Source organism: Streptomyces glomeratus (genome assembly GCF_021462825.1).
Classification (GTDB): domain Bacteria; phylum Actinomycetota; class Actinomycetes; order Streptomycetales; family Streptomycetaceae; genus Streptomyces; species Streptomyces glomeratus.
The window spans coordinates 1-13,896 of the sequence record NZ_JAKEEB010000026.1; the positions used below are offsets into that span (position 1 = coordinate 1).

Annotated in this window: 12 protein-coding genes; 4 read left to right on the forward strand and 8 right to left on the reverse strand. The window is 71.5% G+C overall.

The window, feature by feature from the left end; translation table 11 throughout:
* The 5 genes from LZ604_RS25220 to LZ604_RS25240 form a co-directional block, all read right to left on the reverse strand.
* Positions 1–507, reverse strand: a 507-nt coding sequence (locus LZ604_RS25220) for a HAMP domain-containing protein (protein ID WP_234517754.1), incomplete at its 3' end; no start/stop codon positions are given.
* A 591-nt stretch (positions 508–1,098) separates the two neighbouring features.
* Entirely contained in the window at positions 1,099–1,878 is a 780-nt protein-coding gene (locus LZ604_RS25225; RefSeq protein WP_234517755.1) for an alpha/beta fold hydrolase, read from the reverse strand.
* The gene (locus LZ604_RS25230; RefSeq protein WP_234517756.1) at positions 1,871–2,467 is read right to left on the reverse strand and encodes a TetR/AcrR family transcriptional regulator; all 597 of its coding nucleotides are present in this window, start codon (positions 2,465–2,467) and stop codon (positions 1,871–1,873) included. The genes LZ604_RS25225 and LZ604_RS25230 overlap by 8 nt, the downstream gene beginning before the upstream one ends.
* A 45-nt stretch (positions 2,468–2,512) precedes the next feature.
* Positions 2,513–2,710 (reverse strand): DUF397 domain-containing protein, encoded by a 198-nt coding sequence (locus tag LZ604_RS25235; RefSeq protein WP_234517757.1) that lies wholly within the window; start codon positions 2,708–2,710, stop codon positions 2,513–2,515.
* Positions 2,707–3,543: a helix-turn-helix domain-containing protein gene (locus tag LZ604_RS25240; protein ID WP_234517758.1), complete on the reverse strand. Its 837-nt coding sequence runs from the start codon at positions 3,541–3,543 to the stop codon at positions 2,707–2,709. Before LZ604_RS25240 ends, LZ604_RS25235 begins: the two co-directional genes overlap by 4 nt.
* A 155-nt stretch (positions 3,544–3,698) precedes the next feature.
* Between LZ604_RS25240 and LZ604_RS25245 the strand changes: the two genes are divergently transcribed.
* Together LZ604_RS25245 and LZ604_RS25250 are read left to right on the forward strand one after the other, a co-directional pair.
* A complete protein-coding gene (locus tag LZ604_RS25245) occupies positions 3,699–4,157 on the forward strand; it encodes an ATP-binding protein (protein WP_234517759.1) in 459 nt (152 codons plus the stop codon).
* 242 nt (positions 4,158–4,399) lie between these two features.
* Positions 4,400–5,632, forward strand: coding sequence for an MFS transporter (locus LZ604_RS25250; RefSeq protein WP_234517760.1), 1,233 nt, complete (start codon positions 4,400–4,402; stop codon positions 5,630–5,632).
* A 37-nt stretch (positions 5,633–5,669) separates the two neighbouring features.
* Here LZ604_RS25250 and LZ604_RS25255 read toward each other — a convergent pair whose 3' ends face one another.
* The 3 genes from LZ604_RS25255 to LZ604_RS25265 all read right to left on the reverse strand — a co-directional run bounded on the left by LZ604_RS25255 (position 5,670) and on the right by LZ604_RS25265 (position 11,316).
* Positions 5,670–8,684, reverse strand: coding sequence for a glycoside hydrolase family 2 TIM barrel-domain containing protein (locus tag LZ604_RS25255; protein WP_234517761.1), 3,015 nt, complete (start codon positions 8,682–8,684; stop codon positions 5,670–5,672).
* A 7-nt stretch (positions 8,685–8,691) separates the two neighbouring features.
* Positions 8,692–9,924 carry an ROK family protein gene (locus LZ604_RS25260; RefSeq protein ID WP_234517762.1) on the reverse strand — a complete coding sequence of 411 codons (1,233 nt, stop codon included), beginning with the start codon at positions 9,922–9,924 and terminating at the stop codon, positions 8,692–8,694.
* Between the two features lie 132 nt (positions 9,925–10,056).
* Entirely contained in the window at positions 10,057–11,316 is a 1,260-nt protein-coding gene (locus LZ604_RS25265) for an FAD-binding protein (protein WP_234517763.1), read from the reverse strand.
* Between the two features lie 307 nt (positions 11,317–11,623).
* On the opposite strand from LZ604_RS25265, the gene LZ604_RS25270 reads away from it, so the two are divergent.
* A complete protein-coding gene (locus LZ604_RS25270) occupies positions 11,624–12,304 on the forward strand; it encodes a pyridoxamine 5'-phosphate oxidase family protein (RefSeq protein ID WP_234517764.1) in 681 nt (226 codons plus the stop codon).
* Between the two features lie 58 nt (positions 12,305–12,362).
* The gene (locus LZ604_RS25275) at positions 12,363–13,694 is read left to right on the forward strand and encodes a radical SAM protein (protein ID WP_234517765.1); all 1,332 of its coding nucleotides are present in this window, start codon (positions 12,363–12,365) and stop codon (positions 13,692–13,694) included.
* Positions 13,695–13,896: the final 202 nt, after the last annotated feature.

Genomic DNA, 13,896 nt, shown 5'->3' on the forward strand with positions numbered 1-13,896 from the left:
TCCCTCGGTGCCGACCTCGCGGGCGACGCGGGTGACCTCGTCGGCGAAGGCGGAGAGCTGGTCGACCATCGTGTTGACGGTCTCCTTCAGCTGGAGGATCTCGCCGCGCGCGGGCACGTCGATCTTCTGCGACAGATCACCCTTGGCCACCGCCGTCGCCACCTGGGCGATGTCACGGACCTGGGTGGTCAGATTGCCCGCCATGGCGTTGACCGAGTCGGTCAGGTCGGCCCAGGTGCCGGACACCCCGGGCACCTCCGCCTGACCGCCGAGGGTGCCCTCGGTCCCCACCTCGCGCGCCACGCGGGTCACTTCGGAGGTGAACACGGACAACTGGTCCACCATGCCGTTGAAGACGGTGGCGATGTCGCCGAGCAGGCCCTCGCCGTCGGACGGCAGCCGTGTGCCGAAGTCGCCGTCCCGTACGGCGGTCAGTCCGGCCAGCAACTGCCGCAGCTCCTGCTCGCCCGGGGACCGCCGTACGGTCTCGGTCGTCTTGCCGGTCATGCGCACCCTCGTTCCGCTCCCCAGGAGTCCCCACGCCGAGGACTCGGAACCGCGCCGGGGCCGTGGCCGGCCCCGCTCATCGCCCCCGTATTTCCGCAGTTCACGGATCTCCCCGATGAGAAAATCCGTCGCAGATTAACTCAGTTGTCGTGCGACAACCAAAGCATCGCGCAAAGATCTAAGCCGGGCGCATCAGCAGGCGGGAAGTGTGCATACCGACGGCAACCCGGGGTACTCAAGGCAGTTTGCCGATGCGTGGGGGCATGGGGCCGGCGAGGCGAAGGCGCGGCGGTTCTGGGCGGAGAGCACGGTTACGGGCGTCCTGTACCTCATCGGAGGGCCGGTCCGCATCGTGACAACCCGCACACGTCCGTTCACGGTGTGACGGGGTACCTGGGTCTGGTGCGCGAGGCGCTGTTGACGCAGGATTTGATACCGGAGGGTCTCTCACGTTCACCGTGAGACCCCGACGTGCGGGGCGAGCACGCCGGCGTGCGCCCCCGCCCGCAATCCCCTGGGGCGTCCCGACCGGAACCGGGGCGCCCCAGGTCCCGCCACGCATCCGGCGGTCGACGCACCACGCCGAACCGGTCAGCCGAGCAGCGCGTCCACCACGCTCGCCGCGAACTCCCGGGGATGTTCGACCGCCCCCACGTGCCCGCCGGGGAACTCCGCGAAGCGGCCCCCGGTCAGCTCGGCCGCCACGCCGGCGGTCCGATGAAGCAGTCCGCCGCGGGAATCGGCCCCCGCCGCCAGGGTCACAGGCGCGGACCTCAAGGCGTCCAGGTCCGGCGCATACGCGGTGAACCGGGTCAGGACACGGGTCAGGAAGAGGGCCATGGGGCTGCCCAACTCCTCCTGGCCGGACGGCGGCCGGCCGTCGCCCGAGGGTGCGGCGGGCGTGCCCGCAAGACCGGCGGCCAGGCGGGCTCCGGCAGCCGCCAGGCCGGCGGCGCGATAGGTGTCCCGGACCTCCGCGAACATCGCCGACTGCCGGTCCGCGTCCGGCAGCACCCGCACCACGGGCGGCTCGTGCGCGATCACATGCCGCAGCCGCTCGGGGTGACGGGCGAGCAGATCGAGTACGGCGATACCGCCCGAGCTGAAGCCGAGGACGTACGCCGACTCGCCGTCCGGCAGCACCTGGTCGAGCACCCGGTGCGCGCCCTCGCTCCATGCCTCGACCCGCTGCTCGGCGACGGGCAGGCCGAGGTGACCGTGGGCGAGTCCGAGCGGGTCGTACGTCACCACGGTGAAGCGCCCGGCGAGGTCGGCCGTCAGCGCGTCGAGCCCCATGGGGTGCCCGGCGCCGCCGGGAACGACCAGCAGCACGGGTCCGCCGCCGCGTACGTCGTAGTGGAGGTCAGTCATCGGCCTTCTCCTTCTGGCGGGGCCAGTGCTCCAACGCCCTGTGCAGGGCTTCGACGGCCTTGTCCCAGGACGCCTGTACATCCCTCGGGTCGTTGAAGCCGCCGGCGGACTCCAGGGCGCAGTAGCCGTGGAAGGTGCTGCGCAACAGGCGGACGGCGTCGGTGAGATCGGGCTCGTCGAGGCCGTAGGCGTGGAGCATGCCGTAGGTGATCTCTGCGGTGCGGCGCAGGGCGCCGGACTCGGTGACGAGTGCGCGGAGTGAGTCGTCGATCCGGATCTGGGAGGCCGCGTACCGCCCCGGGTGGGCGAGCGCGTACGCGCGGTAGGCGCCCGCGAAGGCGGCCAGCGCGTCCTTGCCGGCCCGCCCGGCGACGGCCGCCGTGATGCGGTCGATCATCTCGTCGCTCGCCAGCAGGGCGAGGCGGGTCCGCAGCTCGCTCAGGTTTCTGACATGCGAGTACAGACTCGCGTCCTTCACCCCGAAATGCCGCGCCACGGCCGACAGGGTGAGCTTCTCGAAGCCGACCTCGTCCGCGAGCTCGGCTGCCGCCGCGACGATCCGCTCGACGGTGAGTCCGGCACGGGCCATGGGCCGGCTCCTAACCTAGGGGTCCTAGGAGAGAGCCTAGCTCACTTAGGAAAGGGGGTGGTGGTGCGCGGCGAATCCCACGAACTCCGACCAGGCGGCCGGGGAGAGGGTGAGACGGGGGCCGGTGGTGTTCTTGGAGTCGCGGATGTGGATGGTGGTGGGGCGTAGGGCCACTTCTACGCAGTCGCCGGAGCTGTCGCCGCTGTAGCTGCTCTTGAACCAACCCAGTTCAGTGGTGCTCATAGCGCTCCTCGCATCCGTTCCAGCAGGCCCCTGGAGTCGCCCGGGGTCAGTGCCTGTGAGCGCAGTTTCGCATAGCGCATGTGGAGCACACTGATCGTTTTCGGGTTGACGACGAGCTGGCCACTCTCCTGGCCTTCGCAGTACCCGAACCACTCGTTCTCGGTCGTCTCCAGCAGTTGGATGGGGCCGTTGAGCCCGGCGTGCACGTCGCGGTCCATCGGCATCAACTGCAGCTCCACGTTGCGCAGTTCCATTGCCTCCAGAACGTGGTCGATCAGCTGGCGGGTGACGTCGACTCCGCCGGTTCGCCGTTTGAAGATGTGCTCCTCGACGATGAAACTGAACGCTGTGTTGGGTCGCTCGACGAGCAGCGACTGCCGCTCCAGGCGAGCGGTGATCATCGCTTCGATCTGCGAGTCGGTGAGCAGTGGCAGGCGCTCGCTGAACAGCCTCCGCGCATACGCCTCCGTCTGCAAAAGCCCCGGTACCAGCCGGTTTTCGAACGTGTGCAGACTGATCGCCTGTTCTTCCAGCTCCGCCCACTGCCGGAACCAGGACGCCAGCCCCCTTTCCCGCCCGACGTGCTTGTAGGCCCCCTTCAATGCGCCGAACGCGTCCAGCACCTCCTCCGCGCGCTCCACGAACACCCGCGGCGGGAAGCGCCGTCCCTGCTCGATCGAAGCGACCGTCGACGGCTGGTACCGCACCAGCGGCGCGTACTCCTCCTGCGTGAGTCCCGCGCGCTTGCGGAAGGCCTTGTGGACCGCCCCGAAGCCTTTCAGACTGTCGGACGACTCCGGCTCGTTCGTGGTGCCGATGGTGCTGTCGGTCATGCCGCGGACCCCCGAGTGCGCACTGGTGCCAACCCCGCCAGGCCCTTATGGTCACGGACCGTTACGCGCACTGTCCACTCGGTGAACTCGTACGGTCCGCGGCGTACGAGTGCCGTACCTGGTTCGACGCCTGTGACGTCGGGGACCGTTGAGCCATGCGCGCAGACCCACAGCTCCACGAGCCCGTCACCGTACGTACGTTCACCCAGCTCTTCAGCTGTACGCCGCGAGGCGCGCGTCTCGCGCGGCGGCTCGTGGCGAACCGCATGGACGTCTGGGGGTTCCCGTACGACAGCGATCCGAGCGAGAACGTGACCCTCGTCGTCGCCGAACTGGCCGCCAACGCCGTTCGCCACGGCCGCGTGCCGGGGCGGGACTTCCGTGTGCGGCTGATGCTGCGCGACGGCGTCGTACGCGTCGAGGTGGCCGACGGGCGGACCGAGCGGCTGCCTGTGCTGCGGAACCCCGGTGGCGAGGACGGGAACGGGCTGCTGATCGTCGCCGCGATCGCCGAGCGTTGGGGTGCGGACCCGCGGCCCGGCTGCGCATACAAGGTGGTCTGGGCCGAGGTGCAGGTGCGGAGGCGGGCGGGCAGTGGGCTGGAACGCTCGTGAAGGCCCGTCGCCCACGTCATCCCTTTGCCGTTCGGCCATTCCCTGCGGGGAATCGCCGGGTGAACCGGGCCTACGAGGAGTTCGTCGCACCGGGCACCTTCGTCGTCCGGCTGCGCGGCACTCGCGCCGGCCCGGCCCGTAATTCCGTTGGCCCGGTCATCTTCCGGTGGTAGCTGTTGGTCGTTCATCCGCCCGTGGGCAGGGGGCGGCACGGCGACACAGAGGTGCGGGGGTAGCGGCGGGTGGGGCAGACGCGACCGCGGGGGAAGAACAGGGACTTCGGCATCTTCTGGGCCGCGCTGACCCTCTCGGTCCTCGGTGACTCCTTCTCCCTGATCGCGCTGCCGCTGCTGGTGCTGGACGTCACCGGGTCCGTCGCCCGCATGGGACTGCTGACCGCGGCCGGTGGGGCGGCCTCGGTGCTGGCCGGGGTCTTCGCCGGTGTGGTGGTGGACCGGATGGACCGCAGAAAGCTGCTGATCGCCTGCGACCTCGTCCGCATGGCGCTGTACGGGCTGATCCCGCTCGTATGGCTCACCGGGCCCCGGATCTGGCTGCTGTACGCCGTGCTGCCGCTGTGCGAGGCCGTCGGCATGGTGTTCTCCGTGGCGTACGTCACCGTGGTGCGTCAACTGGTCGACGGCGAGCGGATCACCGCGGCCAACGGCCGGCTGAACGCGACCGCCGCGGCGGCCGGAGTGGTCGGTCCCGTGGGCGCCGGTGCCGTGGCGGCCTGGACGGGCCCGGTCGCCGCCGTGGCGGTGGACGCGGCGAGCTTCGGCGTGTCGGCACTCTGCATGGTCCTCGTGCGGTTCGGGCAGGCCGCCCCGCCCGAACCGGCCACGTCCAGGAAGGGGCTGCGGCGGGACCTGCTCACCGGGGCCTCCTTCCTGTGGCGCCACCCCGTACTGCGCACCCTGACCGTGCTGCTGTCCCTGTTCAGCTTCCTTCAACTGGGCCTGAACGACCTGCTCATCTACCACGTCAAGCACGACCTCGGCCGGCCCGACGGCGCGGTCGGCACCGTGCTGGCGATCGGCGCGCTCGGGACGATCGCCGGGTCCCTGCTGGTGGCCCGGGTGCGCCGCGGGCTCGGGTTCGGTCCGACCTGGATCGGCGCGGTCGCCGTCTGCGGCCTGGCGCTCGGGAGCATCGGCTGGGCGCGCGCCGTACCGGCCGTCGCCCTGCCGACCGCGGCCTTCTTCGGAGCCGCCGCCATCGCGGGGACCTGTTCCATGTCCCTGCGCCAGGAGGTGACCCCCCAGCATCTGCTGGGCAGGGTCACCTCCACGTTCTGGACAATCCACTACGCGGCGGCCCCCATCGGCGCGGCCGTCCTCACCTGGGCCGCACAGCACCAGGGCACCGCGGCGGTGGGAGCGGTGGCCGGCGCATGTTGTGTGGGCATCGCGGCCCTCGCCGTGTTCACACCGGTGCGGGTACGCCGCCCGGAGGCCGCCGGGGAGGCGGCCTGAGGGGGCCGGGCGGGCCCCCGACGGCGTACCCGGGGCGTCAGCCGGCCGGTGAGAACACGAAGGAGAACTCCGCGGGCTCGACCCGCAGGAAGTACTGCGGCAGCGGTCCCGGCCCGCACGACTGGGAGCCGATGCCGTGCTGGCCGTGGTCGAGGTTCACCCACACCGTGTCGCCCGGGATGAGGTCCGTGAGGTGCCCGGCCGCGTCCAGCTCCTCGTTGGTCCAGCGCCGCGCGCTGAACCAGAACTCCGGGTCGCCCTCGATCCTGAGGCCGCCGATCTCGGCCCAGCGGACGTCGGCCCGGGCGCCGTTCTCCTGCGGTTTCACATACGGCGTCTGAAGTCCGTCGACCGTGGACTCCCAACGGCCGATCCGGGAGGCCGCCCGGGTGTCCGGGTAGGCCTCGCCGGGCCCGCCGCCGTACCACCGCACGCGGTCCGCCGAGCCCGGCAGCCCGAGCCGGATGCCGAGCCGGGGCAGCGGCACCGTCCAGTCGCCCTCCGGCGCGACGGAGACGGTCAGCCTGAGCCGGTCCCCGTCGGACGTCCAGCGGTACACCGTGGCGAGCCCGATCTCCCGGGCCGCGGGCGCGACCCGCGTCCGCACGGTCAGCGCGTCGCCGCGCAGCTCCACAAAGTCCAGCCGGTGCCGCATACGGTGCAGGCCGAGCCTGCGCCACAGCAGACCGTAGCGGGGGTCGCCCTGCCATGAGGCGCCGTCGTCGTTGTCGGTCGGCGCCCGCCACACATCCAGGCGCAGACCGGTCAGGTCCACCGTGCCGATGCTCCTCGGCGCGCCCGTACGGGCGTCGAAGGAGGCCGGGCCGAGCCTGATGCGGCCGTCCTCGACGACGGGGGCCCGGTCCGGGGCGACCCGCGCCGAGGGCCGCCGGGCCACGCGGAACTGGCCCCAGGCCACCTCGTGCCCCTCAGGCGCCCAGGGGGTGTCGGAGGCCAGCACCGCCCGCACCGTCCAATGGGTCTCGGCACCCCGCACCTCGGGCGGCTCCGGCAGCTTCACGTCCGCCGACTCGCCCGGCGCGAGCACCGGCATCGACAGCGGGCCCGACGCGACCGTTTCGCCGTCCGCCCGGAAGGACCACTCGAAGGCGAGTGCCGAGAGATCGGCGACGTCCTGTGCGTTGCGGATCCGCACGGTGCCCCTGCGGCCCTCGCCCTCGATCCGGACCGGCTCGATGACCTTCTTGTACTCGATCAGGCCCGGCGAGGGCCGGCGGTCCGGGAACAGCAGCCCGTCGCAGACGAAGTTCCCGTCGTGCAGTTCCTCACCGAAGTCGCCGCCGTAGGCGAAGCCGTACCGGTCGTCCTTGATGCCGTGGTCGATCCACTCCCAGATGAAACCGCCCTGGAGCCGGTCGTACTCCTCGAAGAGCCGCTGGTAGTCGGCGAGCCCGCCGGGGCCGTTGCCCATGGCATGCCCGTACTCGCAGAGGAGGAAGGGCAGTTCACGACGCTGTCGGGCACCGCCGTCCAGCCCCCGGCCGATCCTCTCCACCTCCCCGTGGAAGGCGTACATCCGCGAGTACACATCCGTGTCACGGCAGGTGGGGTCGCCCTCGTAGTGCACCAGCCGGGAGCCGTCCCGGCCATGGATCCACTCGGCCATCGCCGTCAGGCCGCGCCCGGTGCCGGCCTCGTTGCCCAAAGACCAGAGGACGACCGACGGGTGGTTCTTGTCGCGTTCGACCATCCGGGCGGCACGGTCGAGGAGCGCCGGGGTCCAGCGGTCGTCGTCGACCGGGTTGTCGCGCCAGCCCTGCTCGGTGAACCCGTGGGTCTCCAGATCGCACTCGTCGATCACCCAGAGGCCGAACTCGTCACACAGATCCAGGAAGGCGGGATGCGGCGGGTAGTGCGAGGTGCGTACGGCGTTGATGTTGTGCCGCTTCATCAGCAGCACGTCCTCGCGCATGGTCTCCGGATCGAGCGCGCGGCCCTTCTCGGGGTGCCACTCGTGACGGTTGACGCCCTTGAAGAGCACCGGCCTTCCGTTGACCCTGATCAGACCGTCCTCGAGCGCGACCGTCCGGAACCCGATCCGCAGCGGCACCCGCTCGCCCTCGGTGGCCAGCACACCGTCGTAGAGCTTCGGGATCTCCGCGGACCACGGCTCCACGGGCACGGTCACCGGCTCACCGGTGGCGATGTCGATGCCGAGGGCGGGCACGGTGACCCGGCCGTCCACATCCGAGTCGACCTTCAGCGTGCCCTCGCCGGACCGATGGTCGTACGAGGAGTGCACGAAGAAGTCGAGGACGCCGCCCGCCGGGCGATGCAGCAGCGTGACGTCCCGGAAGATGCCGGGCAGCCACCACTGGTCCTGGTCCTCCAGGTAGGAGCCCGCGGACCACTGGTGCACCCGGACCGCGAGCACATTGCCGTGCGGCAGGAGCAGATGCCCGACGGCGAACTCGTGCGGCAGCCGGGAACCCCTGAACTCACCGATGTCCGTGCCGTTCAGCCACACCCGGGCGCAGGACTCCACGCCGTCGAAGCGCAGCACCGCCCCGCCGTCCGACGGCCAGTCGTCCGGCAGGTCGAAGAGACGCAGATGGTCGCCGGTCGGGTTCTCGGTCGGGACGCGCGGCGGGTCGACCGGGAAGGGGTAGAGGTGGTTGGTGTAGACGGGGGATCCGAAGGAACCGCCGCCCTGGAGCACCCAGTGGCCGGGCACGGCGATGTGCGCCCAGTCCCAGGCGTCGTATCCGGGCTCGGCGAACGAGTCGTCCTGGGCGTCCGCCGTCGGCGACAGGCGGAAGCGCCACGCGCCGTTCAGGGAGAGGGAGGCGGCGTCCGAGGACGCGTACCAGGCACGCGGCGGCAGGCTGCCGCTGCCCGGTGCGACGTCCTCGACGTAGTCGACGGCCGAGGACGGAGAGGAAGGAGAGGAAGGGAAGGAGAGAGAGGGCGCAGAGGCCTGAGAGGCCTGAGAGGCCGGAGGGGGCGCAGAGGACTGAGAGGAAAGAGAGGAAAGAGGAGAGGAAGGAGAGGGGGGAGAGGTCGAGAGCTCGGGGGAGGTGCGGAAGGACATCGGTCTCCTAGGTCCTCGCGGGGGCTGAGCCTGTCGTGGTGCGGGGCGCGCCGGCCGAACGGAGCGCGCCTTCGAGGGCGAAGGTCGCGGCTCCCAGGCACACCGGGTCGGTCGGGATGGGGGACAGGACGATCTCCGTGGCGGCGAAGGACCGTCTCAGCGCGTGCCGTTCGACGGCCGAGCGCACCTCGGTCAGCAGCGGTTCGCCGAACGCCGCCGCCACCCAGCTGCTGAGCACCACCACTTCGGGGTTGAGCAGGTTGACCAGGTCGGCGATCCCGGCACCCAGATAACGGGCGGTGTCCCGGACGACCTTGAGCGCGACGGGGTCCCCGTCGGCGGCCCCGCGCGCGAGGGCGTCGATCGTGGCGGTCTGGTCCCCGGGATGCAGCAGGGGGCTGCGGGGGCTCACTTCCCGCAGGTTGCGCATGATCCCGGGCGCCCCGACGTAGGTCTCCACACAGCCGTGGTTGCCGCAGTGGCACGGCCGCCCGTCCAGCACCAGCGTCGTATGGCCCCATTCGCCCGCGCTGTTGCTGACGCCCCGGTGCAGTCCACCGCCCAGCGCCAGCCCGGCCCCGACGCCCGTTCCCAGGTTGACGACCACGGCGTCCCCGCGGCCACGGGCCGCCCCGAACCACAACTCCGCGACCACGCAGGCACGCAGAGGGTTGTCCAGGTACAGGGGAGGGGCGATGTGCTCGGCGAGCAGGTCGAGCAGCGGCACATCGTGCCAGCCCCAGTTCGCGGCGTACTCGGCCACGCCCCGGTCGCGGTCGACCTGACCGGGCACGCTGACGCCGGTCCCCAGCACCCGGGAGCCCTCCACACCGGCCTGGGCGATCACGGAGCCGACGGCCGCGGCCACCCGGGCGGCGACCTGCTCGGGGCCGCTTTGCCCGGGGTGCATGTCCTCGCCGGCGCGGGCCAGTACGTTCAGCGCCAGGTCGAACAGCTCGACGCGGACGTACGTCTCCGCGATGTCGACGCCGATCAGGGCGCCCCCCGGCGCGTCGACCGCCACCAGACCGCGCGGCCTGCCGCCCGCCGAGTCCTGGAAACCGACCTCGGTCACCATTCCGAGGCCGATCAGCTCGCCGACGAGCGTGGCGACCGTGGGCAGACTGAGCCCGGTCGCGGCCGTCAGCTCCTGGCGGGACGTCGGCGACCGGGCGATGATCCGGCGCAGCACCTCGTACCGGTTCGCGGTACGAATGTCGCGCGAGGTGCCGCGCTTCATAGGACTCCCCCCACCGGGCCTCGCTCGGCGCGAGCCTAGGACCGTCGCCGGGTTCCTACAAGCGGTTAGGAAAGGGGTCTTAAGAAGCCGCGCGGGGGGGCTAAGAAGCCGTGCGGCGGGAGAGGGCCACGGTCAGGCCGCTGTCCCGGCGGCCCCGAGCACGTCCCGTACGTACCCGTTGCGGAACTTCCCCGCCGGGTCGAGCTCGGCCGCCAGCGCCGCGAAGTCCCCCAGGCGGGGGTATCGCGCGCGGAACGTCTCCGCGGGCACGGTGAACAGCTTGCCCCAGTGCGGACGGGGCCCGAAGGCGTCGAGCGCCTCCTCCACCCGCCGTATCACCGGCAGCACGGCCGCCGTGTCCTCGACCCAGGTGAAGTGCAGCGCCACCGAGTCCCTCCCGTAGGCGGGGCTCAGCCACTGTGCGTCGGCGGCGACCGTCCGCACCTCGCAGGTCTGGAGCACGGGCGCCACGGTGGCGCGGACGGCGCTCAGGGCGTGCAGCGCGTCGAGGGCGCAGGGGCGTGGCAGCAGATACTCCGACTGAAGCTCGGCACCGCTGCTCGGCGTGAAGTCCGCCCGGAAGTGCGGGAGCCGCTCGTGCCAGGGACCCGGGACCCCGCCCTGCGGGGTGCAGTTGACCGCGGGCATACCGGGCACCGGGTGCAGCGCCCCGGTGGCCGGCCGTGCCCACGGGAAGTCAGGCAGCGGCTGGTCGGTGCGCCGCTTCAGCCACACCTGCCGGAAGCCCGGCGCACGCCAGTCGGTGAACAGGCTCACGCTGTACGCCGCCGCCGTCACGGTCTCGAAATCCAGCCCGTCGAGCGGCAGTTCGGTGAACACATGCTGCTCGACCAGGAAGTCCGGCTCCAGGTCCAGGGTCAGCGCGCTGACCACGCCGAGTGCCCCCAGCGCGGTCACGGCACCGTCGAAGCCGTGCTCGCCCCGGCCGATCCGCAGCACCGATCCGTCCGCCGTGAGCAGCTCCACCTCGCGCACGGCCGAGGCGAGCGTACCGTTCGCGACCCCCGAGCCGTGCGTGCCGGTCGCCACCGAGCCCGCCACGGAGATATGCGGCAGGGACGCCATGTTGTGCAGCGCGAGACCGTGCCGGTGCACCACCCGGGCGAGTTCGGTGTACCGCACGCCTCCGCCCACCCGTACCGTACGGGCGGCCGTGTCGACGTCCACCTCAGCGGGCAGCTCCGACAGCGAGACCAGGACGCCGTCCGGCCCGGGTTCGGCGATCCGGTTGAAGGAGTGCCCACTGCCCAGGACGCGTACCTGCGCACTCGCGGCGACCAGCGCCCGCAGCGCCTCGAGCGAGCGCGGCCGGTGCAGTTCCCTGGCGGCGTACGTGATGTTGCCCGCCCAGTTGGTCACGCTTTCCGTCATCGCGCCGTCCCTCCCGTGGCATCGCGCGCCACGCCTCGACACGCACCCGTCCGCACGCACGCATCCACAAGCGCGCGATCACAACCGCGTGCGTCCACAGCCACACACCCACAAGCGCCCGTGTCCGCAGCACGCGCACCCACAGGCACCACAAGCACGCGTGTCCACGGCAACGGGCACCCACCAGCACGCGCGTCCGCAACCACGCACCGACAACCGCTGCGACCGCGCGTCCCGCAACCGCCGCGACCGCGCATCCCGCAACCGCTCATCCACCGGGAAACCTATATCGGTAGCCTCGCTGGTCATGAAGCAGCAGCCTTCGCCGCTCCCCGACACCCTTCCCCAGACAGACCTGACCAGGCACCGCCGCCTGCGCGACCAGGGCAGCCTCCGGCGGGCCGATCTCGACGCGATCCTGGACGCGGGGTTCGTGTGCCACCTCGGCGTGGTCGTCGACGGGCGGCCGCTGGTCGTGCCCACGGTGTACGGCCGGGACGAGCGGCAGCTCTACCTCCACGGCTCGGTCGCCAGCCGCAGCCTCGAGGGCGGCACCCCCGTCTGCGTCACCGTCACCCATGTGGACGGCCTGGTCCTCGCGCGGTCCGTCTTCGAGCACGGAGTGAACTACCGCAGCGCCGTGATCCACGGCATACCCCGCCAGGTCACCGACCCCGAGGAGAAGCTGGCCGGGCTGCGCCTGCTCACCGAGCACGCGACCCCGGGGCAGTGGTCGTACGCCCGGCGGCCCAACCGCAAGGAGCTGGCCGCCACCGCCCTGCTCGCCCTGTCCCTCGAAGAGGCCTCGGTCAAGATCCGCACCGGTGCCCCGGACGACGGTGACGGGCCCGACGCGGAGCTGGGCCTGTGGGCCGGTGTGCTGCCGCTCACCTCCGCATGGGGCGCGGCCGTGCCGGACCCCCGGCTGCCCCCGGACATCGCCGTACCGGAGCACATCGCGCGGCGCGAGGGGACCCGGCACGGCTGACGCGCACGCGGGGGCATACGGTGAGGAGCCGAACGCCTGAGCCGGGAGGAGACACGGGATGGGCAGCCGCACCGCACTGGTCGAGGATCTGATGGAGCGCTTCCCGCACGTACCGCGGGAAGCCGTCTTCAAAGAGGATCTGCTCCGCGGGGGTGTGGCCTTCGACGCGTCCGCCCTCTCGGACAACGAGAGCGGCGAGGTCAAGCCGAAGTCGTACTTCATCTTCTCCTTCGACCACGGCACCCTGCCCGAGCTCGGCGAGGCGGCACTGCGGCGCCCGCCCGAGGAGATCATCCTCACCGGCGGCCCCTACGACCTGCGGCGGACCGTCGTCTCCGTACGGGTCAATCCGGCCTCGCCCTATCGGGTGGCCGCCGACGAGGAGGGGCTGCTCGGGCTCTACCTCGACGGGCGGCGGATCGCGGACGTCGGTGTGCCGCCCATGCCCGAGTACTACCGGCACACGCTGTCCAACGGGAAGTCCGTGATGGAGGTGGCCCCCACCATCCAGTGGGGCTACCTGATCTACCTCACCGTCTTCCGCGTGTGCCAGTACTTCGGCGCCAAGGAGGAGTGCCAGTACTGCGACATCAACCACAACTGGCGCCAGCACAAGGCGGCCGGCCGGCCGTACACGGGCGTGAAGGACGTCGAGGAGGTCCTCGAAGCGCTGGAGATCATCGACCGGTACGACACCCAGAAGGCGTCGACCGCCTACACCCTGACCGGCGGCGCGATCACCTCCAAGGTCGCGGGCCGGGACGAAGCCGACTTCTACGGGCACTACGCCAGGGCCATCGAGGAGCGCTTCCCGGGCCGCTGGATCGGCAAGGTCGTCGCCCAGGCGCTGCCGAAGGCCGACGTACAGCGCTTCAAGGACTACGGCGTGCAGATCTACCACCCCAACTTCGAGGTGTGGGACCGGCGCCTGTTCGAGCTGTACTGCCCGGGCAAGGAGCGGTACGTCGGCCGGGACGAGTGGCACCGGCGGATCCTCGACTCCGCGGACGTCTTCGGCGCGCGCAATGTGATCCCCAACTTCGTGGCGGGCGTCGAGATGGCCGAGCCGTTCGGCTTCACCACGGTCGACGAGGCGATCGCGTCCACCACCGAGGGCCTGCGCTTCTTCATGGCCCACGGCATCACGCCCCGCTTCACCACCTGGTGCCCGGAGCCGACGACCCCGCTGGGCAAGGCCAACCCTCAGGGCGCGCCGCTGGAGTACCACATCCGCCTGCTGGAGGCCTATCGCGCGACGATGGACGAGTTCGGGCTCTCCTCGCCGCCCGGCTACGGCCCGCCCGGCCCCGGCCGCGCGGTGTTCTCCGTCAGCTCCTTCATGGACAGCCTTCCGGCGGAGGAAGCGGCAAAGGAGCCCTCCCGCGCGTAGCGCCGCCTCGGCGCGGCGAGTTCGGCGAGCAGCGCGGCGTGGACGAGCCACGGGCCGACGTCCTGCGGGTCCCCGATCGGCGCGGCGGGTGAGTTCACGCCGAGCCCTGGGCCGGGCGGCCGGACAGCCCGTGTAACGAAGGCATCACGGGTCACCGCATGCTGAGTCGCGGCGGGGCCCTGTCCGTACAACCCGGCACAGC

Coding starts and splice junctions, on each gene's coding strand:
- LZ604_RS25240 (WP_234517758.1), bottom strand. CDS start 3,543: ATGACCGACAGCACCATCGGCACCACGAACGAGCCGGAGTCGTCCGAC.
- LZ604_RS25245 (WP_234517759.1), top strand. CDS start 3,699: ATGCGCGCAGACCCACAGCTCCACGAGCCCGTCACCGTACGTACGTTC.
- LZ604_RS25260 (WP_234517762.1), bottom strand. CDS start 9,924: ATGAAGCGCGGCACCTCGCGCGACATTCGTACCGCGAACCGGTACGAG.
- LZ604_RS25275 (WP_234517765.1), top strand. CDS start 12,363: ATGGGCAGCCGCACCGCACTGGTCGAGGATCTGATGGAGCGCTTCCCG.
- LZ604_RS25265 (WP_234517763.1), bottom strand. CDS start 11,316: ATGACGGAAAGCGTGACCAACTGGGCGGGCAACATCACGTACGCCGCC.
- LZ604_RS25230 (WP_234517756.1), bottom strand. CDS start 2,467: ATGGCCCGTGCCGGACTCACCGTCGAGCGGATCGTCGCGGCGGCAGCC.
- LZ604_RS25225 (WP_234517755.1), bottom strand. CDS start 1,878: ATGACTGACCTCCACTACGACGTACGCGGCGGCGGACCCGTGCTGCTG.
- LZ604_RS25235 (WP_234517757.1), bottom strand. CDS start 2,710: ATGAGCACCACTGAACTGGGTTGGTTCAAGAGCAGCTACAGCGGCGAC.
- LZ604_RS25255 (WP_234517761.1), bottom strand. CDS start 8,684: ATGTCCTTCCGCACCTCCCCCGAGCTCTCGACCTCTCCCCCCTCTCCT.
- LZ604_RS25270 (WP_234517764.1), top strand. CDS start 11,624: ATGAAGCAGCAGCCTTCGCCGCTCCCCGACACCCTTCCCCAGACAGAC.